At 34.4% G+C, this 6,720-nt stretch carries 9 protein-coding genes; 5 read left to right on the forward strand and 4 right to left on the reverse strand.

Features of this window, described 5'->3' with window-relative positions:
* The first annotated feature begins 338 nt into the window (after positions 1–338).
* The 4 genes from EUBHAL_RS11225 to EUBHAL_RS11235 are packed head-to-tail and all read left to right on the forward strand — an operon-like array spanning position 339 to position 1,961.
* On the forward strand, positions 339–1,142 hold the full coding sequence (locus EUBHAL_RS11225) for a replication initiation protein (protein WP_005349611.1): 804 nt from the start codon (positions 339–341) through the stop codon (positions 1,140–1,142).
* A gap of 28 nt (positions 1,143–1,170) precedes the next feature.
* Positions 1,171–1,308 carry a hypothetical protein gene (locus EUBHAL_RS15940; protein WP_005349623.1) on the forward strand — a complete coding sequence of 46 codons (138 nt, stop codon included), beginning with the start codon at positions 1,171–1,173 and terminating at the stop codon, positions 1,306–1,308.
* Between the two features lie 2 nt (positions 1,309–1,310).
* Positions 1,311–1,562, forward strand: a complete 252-nt coding sequence (locus EUBHAL_RS11230; protein ID WP_005349624.1) for a DUF5348 domain-containing protein — start codon at positions 1,311–1,313, stop codon at positions 1,560–1,562.
* Positions 1,563–1,619: 57 nt separating this feature from the next.
* Positions 1,620–1,961: a hypothetical protein gene (locus EUBHAL_RS11235; RefSeq protein ID WP_005349626.1), complete on the forward strand. Its 342-nt coding sequence runs from the start codon at positions 1,620–1,622 to the stop codon at positions 1,959–1,961.
* An 89-nt stretch (positions 1,962–2,050) separates the two neighbouring features.
* On the opposite strand, the gene EUBHAL_RS11240 is transcribed toward EUBHAL_RS11235, so the two are convergent.
* The 4 genes from EUBHAL_RS11240 to mobQ all read right to left on the reverse strand — a co-directional run bounded on the left by EUBHAL_RS11240 (position 2,051) and on the right by mobQ (position 4,990).
* Complete coding sequence (locus tag EUBHAL_RS11240) at positions 2,051–2,653, reverse strand: hypothetical protein (protein ID WP_005349629.1); 603 nt, start codon at positions 2,651–2,653, stop codon at positions 2,051–2,053.
* A 29-nt stretch (positions 2,654–2,682) separates the two neighbouring features.
* Positions 2,683–2,946 carry a hypothetical protein gene (locus tag EUBHAL_RS11245; RefSeq protein ID WP_135960935.1) on the reverse strand — a complete coding sequence of 88 codons (264 nt, stop codon included), beginning with the start codon at positions 2,944–2,946 and terminating at the stop codon, positions 2,683–2,685.
* 135 nt (positions 2,947–3,081) lie between these two features.
* A complete protein-coding gene (locus EUBHAL_RS14940) occupies positions 3,082–3,777 on the reverse strand; it encodes a DUF6040 family protein (RefSeq protein WP_005349635.1) in 696 nt (231 codons plus the stop codon).
* The gene (mobQ, locus tag EUBHAL_RS11250) at positions 3,695–4,990 is read right to left on the reverse strand and encodes a MobQ family relaxase (RefSeq protein WP_005349638.1); all 1,296 of its coding nucleotides are present in this window, start codon (positions 4,988–4,990) and stop codon (positions 3,695–3,697) included. Before mobQ ends, EUBHAL_RS14940 begins: the two co-directional genes overlap by 83 nt.
* A 170-nt stretch (positions 4,991–5,160) precedes the next feature.
* Between mobQ and EUBHAL_RS11255 the strand changes: the two genes are divergently transcribed.
* Entirely contained in the window at positions 5,161–5,412 is a 252-nt protein-coding gene (locus EUBHAL_RS11255; protein ID WP_005349640.1) for a hypothetical protein, read from the forward strand.
* The last annotated feature ends 1,308 nt before the right edge of the window (positions 5,413–6,720 follow it).

A 6,720-nucleotide genomic window follows, 5' to 3' on the forward strand; every position in this document is an offset into this window, starting at 1 on the left:
TAATTTCCAATTTTTTTAATTGGATTTTGCTTTTATAAAAATATATATAAGATATACGTTTCTATCGTTTATACGTTTAGGGATTACTGAAAATCGCATAAAACCGTACTATTTGAATTTTAAAAAAGACGTTTGCGTACTTTAAAAAGACGTTTACGTACTTCAAAAAAGACATTTACGTACTTCCAAAAAGACGTTTGCGTACTTTTTGGAAGTGGAAAAATATTGAATAAAATGTTAAAAAAGACTTTACACTAAAATATATAGTGATTTTAAAGACATATTTTTATTGAAATATGTCTTTAAATATGTTATGATAAAATTAAAGGGGGTAACATATGAAAAGAGAATTAAATACAAAAGAAAGTGTAAGAACTGTGACAAGTAACCAGTTTATAACAGCCTGCGGTTTAGAAGGTATAAGTCTTAAAGCAAGAAAATTGTTGTATATTGCTATATCACAAAGCAAAAAAACAGATACGGAATTTTATGAGTATGAAATTGGTGTGAAAGAGTTTGCCGATTTAATGGGAATAGCACCTACTCATGTATATCAAGAAGCTGATGTAGTTACAGATGAGTTGATGCGAGGTTTTGTAAAAATTCAAGAAAAAAATAATAAATCATGGCGAAAATATCAATTATTTGATATGTGTCAATATACAGAAAATGGTAGTATCAGATTTGAGATAAGTAAACAGATGACAGATTTTTTATTGAATTTAACAGGAAATTTTTCACAACCTCTTTTATATGATTTTCTGAAGATGCGTTCACCATATAGTATGGCTATCTGGCATCTTATGCAAATGAAGATGAAAAGTAAGAAATTAGGTGTAACTGCAACAACCAGTTTTGATATATCTTTAGCCGAGTTAAGAAAAGTAACTGGTTGCATTGATAAATTGAAACAAGTAGGAGAGTTTAAGAAAAGAGTTTTAGATAAGGCATTGAGAGAGATATTTGATTGTGCAGGTGTGAAAATTACTTATCAAAATATAAAAGTGGGACGTACTGTAGAGGGCTTCAGATTCTTTGCTGAAGGAGTAGCTCATATTGATTTGAGTAAAATCCCTTTAGCTGAGCAAGAACGAATACAAGCTAATGCGGAGAGAATAAAAAAAGGAGAACCTTTGCAGTAATAAAATTGCAAGGAGCAGCATATACTATATGATTGAGATAATTAGAAACTGGAAGAAGAAACGACAGGACCGTAAACAGGCAAAGCATGAGAAGTTACTTGTGGAACTGGCAGAAATGGTCGATAAGAGACGAGCAGAATTACTACAAAGGGAAAGAGAAGGATAGTTATGGAATACAAAGAGGGAAGATTGGGTTACAATCGCAAAAATGACCGTTATGGACTTCTGGTAACAGATTTATGGGAGATTGATGGATTCTCCTGTGGGAACCGTCTACAGGTAGAAATCAATGGGGAGTGGGTAGATACACACATGGAAATGGACTGGTCTACAGGTAAAGGAATTTGGTATCTTACAGGAACAGATCTTAAAGGCTCTGCATTGGAAAATAAGAGAGTTCGAGTGTTAAGAGATAGATAAGTGCAAAAAGGTGTTTTTTAAATATCACGTTTTTAGTACAACTTTGGGAGGAACACTATGGAAGATTTGAGGAAATATACGAGAAAATCAGAACTCTACAAATTGTCTGCTGAAGAACAGACAGAAAAAATGAAACTGGTTATGAAAGAAGTTGAGAAAATAAGTGCTTACACAGGAGTTTCAGAAGAAGCTGCTTATAACTTATTTCTCAATGGATATGATGTGCCATCTGAATTGGACGGGCAAAAGATAGCATTTTCAGAAAGTGAACTTACACCCGACTTACTCTCTAATCTGGCAGAAAACAATGTACGCAGCGTTAAAGTCATGTCCGATGAATCTATTGCAGCCGGCTATATGGATTACTTACATAAGCAGAAAAAAGATAATAAGTTTTGATAAGCAAAAAAGCACGAAAACCCGTATGTTTTCGTGCTTTTTCAATACTCATGAGTTTTGAATATAATTTAACTTATATGTTTATATGTTTAGAATGAAACATCACAAAAAACATATACATATTTTCCGCTTATTTTTGCACATACATTTGCTCCAACTTTATTTCCAACACCGTAAGCATATCTTCCTTTTTTCCAATTAGGTGAAGCAGATACAGTTAAACCTGTAAATTTCTTATAACCATTGTGAGCATTTGTCATCAAATCTTGTCCATAATGAAATTCTTTTGATTTAGAAATTGCTGTTGAACCACTTACATGTGTCCATTTTGCAGAAGCGCTCTTTAAATTAGCCTTTTCTCCTGACTCAGAATAGCTTATATTAACTGTTCCTTTCCAGCCATGAAATGTTTTACTACCAACTTGAGATGCTCTTGAAAATTTATTTAAATTAGTGGAATCGCCTGCTGTTGCCGTAGTTGTATAAATAATATCTCCATTTTTATCTACTACCTCTTTGGTATTAGCTGTATCTAGTTGATACTCTTCCAGGACTTTATCATTATTTTCATCTTTTATTACAACACTAGTTGTTACGACTGGTGTCGGTGATGTCGCAGCAAATACATTTGCTGGTACACATTGAAATAACATAGCTAAAATGGATGCCGTAATAAAAATTTTATTTTTCATTGATGAAGACCTCTTTTCTTATAATCCATTTAGTAGTTAGTTTTATTGAGGCAATCATTTGCAATAAACTTTATTTCGGATACATATTTTGGTTTTGAATATATATAATACATAATATCAAGATCATTATATGACTGTCCAGCTCGTCCTACAAATGTTCCAGTAGTTCTATTCAAAACACCGGAATTAACGGTTTTTACTTTATACGGAATATTTTTTTTCCTCAACTCATGTTCTATAATTCCTATTAATTCAACATTGTTGCTCAAAAAAGCTTCTTTCATTCCTAGCATAAACATAAAAATCACCTCAATTAACTTGCTGATAATCATTAGAAACAATATTTAAATATATTTAAATAAATTTTAAAGTACTTTTCATTGAGTAATATAGTCCTTTTTTTATGAATGTCAAGTATATTTTGGTAATTATTTATTTATAAATATTTTAAAATACCGAATAAATATATATATTAGTTGTGTAAATAAAAATAATAAAATTACATTTGTTGAAATTATATTTCGTATTAAGTCTGCAAAAAATACTATTCCGGCCAAGCTAAAGAAAGTTATAAATAGACTCAAGTTATCCCAGAAATATTTTTTATAACTTTTTCCAAGCTTTATGAGGATATATATTATAAATCCAAAGAGTGCCAGTGATGCTAGTACAACAATGACTGGCAGCAGATTATGTAAAACGATTGCTAACGATTGTTTTTTTACCCTGCTGCCCCATTCTGAGGCTTGTATAGCCGCTTTTTTGACGTTTAAAGCTATTACCCTTAGAATGTTCCATGTCTGTGTTAAAAATGCCACAGAATCCATTCTGAGCGTTTCTGAGCGTATTGCATTAAATAGAGTTATGATACAGGAATAGAGCAGGAAAGATAAATTAAGAGCCTGCTGTGTATGTTTTTTAACTGTGTAAAGTTCTTCTGCTTTCCGCTGAATCAAAGCATTTTGATTTCTTTTTGCATTCTTAATCTCCCATTGTTTTGTATCTAAAGCACGTATTTTTTCTGCATAGGCATTCTTAATCTTAGAGACTTCTGTTAGAGCCTTTTTCTTTGCTTCCTGTAGTTCTTTGTTCTGCAGCTTTAAGTTTATATTCTCCTTTAGCACCTTGTCGCTCTCTTGAAATCTCCCTATCTCGTCGTTGAGCGATTTTATCGTTTCGCTTTTCTGCTGAAGCTTGCTCATCAGCATCGAGTTTGCTGATAAATTCTCTGACATCTCTTGTTTTAACTTCTGTATCTGTTCTTCCAGTCCGCAAGCTTTCTTTTTCCAGCGTTCCGCTTGTTCTAGCACTTCTAAGTTTTGAGAGTCTTTCCTCGAAAGTTGTTCCTGTAGGTTTATTATCTCCTGCGATAGTTCCTCGTTCTGACTGATGAGAGTTTCTAGCTCGTTGATGAGCTGTTCTACCTGCTCGGTTGAGTAATCTGCTGATTCGCTCATTCGCCTGTTTTCCTTTCTCCCCAATCAATTCTGTTATCTTTTCATTTACTTCTCTAAGCTGCTGCCTTAATGTCCGCAATAGATTATTCTTTTTAACGATTTCTCTATTTATTTCGCAGCGTTCAGCGATGCCACCTCGCTTTTCAATCAAACGTGCTGTATACCCCTCATGAATCGTTGCTATATAATCTATCCCTTGTCTTTCATAGCTTCGATGGTCTACCTGATTTTTTAGATCTAAATATTGATTGCAACACTCTGCCCATCTTTTTCTCCATTCTTCTACTTTGTCAGATTTATTCCAATCGTTAGTTTCTACAGCTTCTCTCTGCCATAGCTTTCGCCCATTAGCTCCAATCTTCTGTTTTCCATCTGCATCAAGCACAGCTATCTTCTGTCCATTCTCGTCTAGTTTATAAACTTTCTTTTCTTTCTGCCCCCATTTCCCATTTTCTTTTATCTGTCTTGTAGTCCCCATAATGTGAGCATGATGATTATTATTTTTCCAGTGAATATTTACATCAACACACATTCCTTCATCAACAAGTGTTTTTGCAAAATCGCATACTAATTTTTTGCTTTGCTCAAATGTTAATTCGTGAGGAATCGCCAGTTCCCACTCTCTTGCGAGCCTTGCATTTTTATTTTTTTCAATCTTCTGTACTTCGTTCCAAAGGGTTTCTCTATCTACATATGCAGCCGGAGCATTTTTGCATAAAAATATTTTAGAATATATTACTTCTGATTTCTTTGTGAAATCATAGAGGAGTCCTGTTTCTTTATCTCTCAATTTTTGTGCAGCACGATATGCAGAACAAGCAACTGCACTTCTTCCGTCAGACCGTCCTATGTTTTTGATTGAGCAATGATAAATCGCCATTTTTAATCCTCCATCATCTTCCCCTCGGAGAGCGCACTTATAGACATACGAAGTGTGTCTGTAAGTGCGCCCTTAGTAAAACTAAGGGACTTACTAAGGTAGATAGTATCACATCTTTTCTTGCGACTCAAGATATGGTATTATATAAAAAATAGAAAGGAGATAATATTATGGCTAGTATAGACGAGCGTTTGGAAAAGTTAAAAAAACAAAAAGAAGAATTAAAAGCGAAAGAGAAGAAACTTTTAGCACAGAAAGCAAGTGCGGAACGGAAGAAACGCACGAAACGATTGATTGAAGTAGGAGCAGCCGTTGAATCTGTACTAAAACAGCCGATTGAAAAAGAGGATTTACCAAAACTGATTAATTTCTTAGAGCAACAAGAAGAAAGGGGAAATTATTTTTCTAAAGCGATGAAATAATCTTTTTGTTATGATATAATCGTATCGTTGCCACTCCCAGACAGGCACAGGAGGGAGGGTTGACTTTGCAAGAACAGTTTATTTCATTTTTTCTTTCTGTCCTGGCAAGCGTGATTGCCTATTACGTTTGCAAATGGCTAGACACTAAGAAATAACCGGCAACTAGCCTAAGGTATAAGCCACCTTGCCAAAACGGAATAAAAACCCCCATGAGGTGCGAACTCATGGGGGTTTTGCTTTGTTGACTTTTGCAAGTCGTTTATTTCATTTTGCCTTAAGCATAATATAGCATATGCCTTAGCCATTTGCAAGTATTCCCGTGTTTATCAGATTTTATATTTTTTATAAAAAATTGAGCAATATTTCTTGAAGGATGAATTTCGTTCTTCTAGAAAACCAAAATTTGGTTTTCTGGCGGCTCTCCTTTCTCCTCTTCCCCCTCACACTCCCCTATTTTCTCTATTCTCTAGTTTTAGATAGATAGATAGATAAGATATGAGATAGCTATAGTTATATATATATTAATATTTATTTAAATATATATAATAAATAAGCTGCCCTAAATTCTTGTCTTGGCAGAATAGGCAGCTTATTTTAACTGAATATGAGCCCAGAATGGGAAGCTTAATAAAGCACCCTGCTGGTTCTTAGCAATAATATTATTGCAATTACATGGCAAAATGTCAATGGCAGGCGGTTTGGGCTGTATTATTTTGTTTGCTATTGTCTGTTTTTCAGCAATATGCCCTAAAACGAACGGAAATGGTCTTTAAATCAATTTTAATGTTATTTATGAGGAATTGTGCCAAATTGTAATTAAAATCGATTTAAACAGTATTTCTGTTTGTTTTACGATAGGGTGCGGGAATGGAGTCAGGTCTGAACTGCGGTACCGGAACGGAGTGAGGATAAGGAGCTGTTCGGACTTGACACAATGACACGGTATACGCTCTTGCAAGCGGAAAGCAGTCTTGCTTTCCCTGCCTTCCAGTGGCGAACTGGTGGGGTGCAGGGGCATAATGCCCTTGCTGGGTATGCCATTCGGCAGGGCAACGCCCTAAGAGTTATAGTGCTGCATTATTCATTTTCAGGGTATCTCTTGATTACGGGATATTAAAAAGCTAGGAAAATAACGGTTTTTGAGACTTATAGGTAACCAAGAAATTCCACAAAGGTAATTAAAATTAAATAAGCTGCCCTTTTCTACTAAAGGTAGCTTACTTATTGTTACAAAAATCCCAGAATGGGAAGCTTTCTGTAGTAATATAATTGACAGAACGTCTTGACTATATTTTTTTGAGTATTAAA

Source organism: Anaerobutyricum hallii DSM 3353 (assembly GCF_000173975.1).
Lineage (GTDB): Bacteria > Bacillota > Clostridia > Lachnospirales > Lachnospiraceae > Anaerobutyricum > Anaerobutyricum hallii.

Excerpts from the sequence above, each read along its gene's own strand:
- EUBHAL_RS11255 (WP_005349640.1), top strand. The coding sequence starts at position 5,161 with ATGGCTAGTATAGACGAGCGTTTGGAAAAGTTAAAAAAACAAAAAGAA.
- mobQ (WP_005349638.1), bottom strand. The coding sequence starts at position 4,990 with ATGGCGATTTATCATTGCTCAATCAAAAACATAGGACGGTCTGACGGA.
- EUBHAL_RS11225 (WP_005349611.1), top strand. The coding sequence starts at position 339 with ATGAAAAGAGAATTAAATACAAAAGAAAGTGTAAGAACTGTGACAAGT.
- EUBHAL_RS11235 (WP_005349626.1), top strand. The coding sequence starts at position 1,620 with ATGGAAGATTTGAGGAAATATACGAGAAAATCAGAACTCTACAAATTG.
- EUBHAL_RS11245 (WP_135960935.1), bottom strand. The coding sequence starts at position 2,946 with ATGCTAGGAATGAAAGAAGCTTTTTTGAGCAACAATGTTGAATTAATA.
- EUBHAL_RS11240 (WP_005349629.1), bottom strand. The coding sequence starts at position 2,653 with ATGAAAAATAAAATTTTTATTACGGCATCCATTTTAGCTATGTTATTT.
- EUBHAL_RS15940 (WP_005349623.1), top strand. The coding sequence starts at position 1,171 with ATGATTGAGATAATTAGAAACTGGAAGAAGAAACGACAGGACCGTAAA.
- EUBHAL_RS11230 (WP_005349624.1), top strand. The coding sequence starts at position 1,311 with ATGGAATACAAAGAGGGAAGATTGGGTTACAATCGCAAAAATGACCGT.